We start from the raw sequence: 1199 nt of genomic DNA on the forward strand, positions 1-1199 counted from the left end.
GCCATGCATGTGCGGCTCGCGGACGAGAGCGTCTGCATCGGTCCGCCGCCATCGCGCGACAGCTATCTCAACATCCATCAGATCGTTGCGGCCTGCGAAATCACCGGCGCCGACGCCGTGCATCCGGGCTACGGCTTCCTGTCGGAGAACGCCAAGTTCGCCGACATACTGGCCGCGCACAACATCACCTTCATCGGTCCGTCCGGCGACCATATCCGCATCATGGGCGACAAGATCGAGGCCAAGCGAACCGCCAAGCGCCTCAGCATTCCGGTTGTGCCCGGTTCGGACGGTGCCGTCACCGACCAAAAGGAAGCCAGGCGCATTGCCGCCGAGATCGGCTATCCCGTGATCATCAAGGCATCGGCCGGTGGTGGCGGGCGCGGTATGAAGGTAGCGCTTACCGAGGCCGACCTTGAGGTCGCCTTGCAAACGGCGAGCACGGAAGCCGGTGCGGCCTTCGGCGACGATGCGGTCTACATCGAGAAATACCTGGAAAAGCCGCGCCATATCGAGGTGCAGGTGTTCGGCGACGGCTTTGGCCGCGGCGTGCATTTCGGCGAGCGCGACTGTTCCTTGCAGCGCCGCCACCAGAAAGTCTGGGAAGAGGCGCCCTCGCCGGCCCTCAATGCCGAAGAGCGCGCCCGTATCGGCGGCATCTGCGCCAAGGCGATCGCCGACCTCGGCTATTCCGGCGCCGGCACGATCGAGTTCCTCTACGAAAATGGCGAGTTCTATTTCATCGAGATGAACACGCGCCTGCAGGTCGAGCATCCGGTGACGGAAGCGATCACCGGCATCGATCTCGTGCATGAGCAGATCCGCGTCGCTTCCGGCGGCGGCCTCTCGGTGAAGCAGGAGGACATCAAGTTCAACGGCCACGCCATCGAATGCCGCATCAACGCCGAGGACCCACGCACCTTCACCCCCTCGCCCGGTACGATCACCCATTTCCACACACCGGGTGGTCTGGGCATCCGCGTCGATTCCGGCGTCTATTCCGGCTACAAGATCCCGCCCTATTACGACAGCCTGATCGGCAAGCTGATTGTACATGGGCGTAACCGCGTCGAGTGCATGATGCGCCTGCGCCGCGCCCTGGACGAGTTCGTCGTCGACGGTATCAAGACGACGCTGCCGCTGTTTCGCGATCTCGTCGGCAATGCCGACATCGCCAATGGCGATTATGACATCCACTG

At 63.1% G+C, this 1199-nt stretch carries 1 protein-coding gene; it reads left to right on the forward strand.

Translation table 11 applies throughout. The features are described 5' to 3' along the window. Positions 1-1199: acetyl-CoA carboxylase biotin carboxylase subunit (gene accC, locus EN969_RS31925; protein WP_127419778.1), on the forward strand; the 1199-nt coding region annotated here is incomplete at both ends.

The sequence above is a fragment of the Mesorhizobium sp. M7A.F.Ca.CA.003.01.2.1 genome, from assembly GCF_003998945.1.
Classification (GTDB): domain Bacteria; phylum Pseudomonadota; class Alphaproteobacteria; order Rhizobiales; family Rhizobiaceae; genus Mesorhizobium; species Mesorhizobium ciceri.